Origin of the sequence: Arthrobacter pascens (genome assembly GCF_017052465.1) — a bacterium.
Lineage (GTDB): Bacteria > Actinomycetota > Actinomycetes > Actinomycetales > Micrococcaceae > Arthrobacter > Arthrobacter pascens.
This window is the reverse complement of record NZ_JAFHKT010000026.1, coordinates 1-281: the sequence shown is the minus strand read 5'-3', so window position 1 is coordinate 281 and position 281 is coordinate 1. Positions and strand designations below refer to the sequence as shown.

The window sequence follows — 281 nt, the reverse complement described above, 5'->3', positions numbered from 1 at the left end:
CGCTTAAGTCCTCCGCGCGACTCTTAGAACACAAAGCACCACCGTCCACACCGGACCTAACGATCTAGAGGGGATCCTGATCATGAAGCGAATAGAAGCATCCAGGATCCACAACAGTCAGCGGATTCACGCACTGGCCAAACGGCTGCGTGCGGACGTCGTCGATGCTGCGGATCAGCACCTGCGCCAGCGGAGCCGAGATCGGGATGGCCAGTGTGGCCACCGGCAGGACCAGCCCCAGTGCCTCGGGCGGGTTGATGACCGGGATGAGCTTCAGCTGG

General features: G+C 61.6%; 1 pseudogene. It reads right to left on the bottom strand.

The window, feature by feature from the left end:
- Window positions 1-64: 64 nt before the first annotated feature.
- Window positions 65-281 (bottom strand): annotated as a pseudogene (locus tag JYA52_RS00110) (hypothetical protein); the annotation flags it as partial.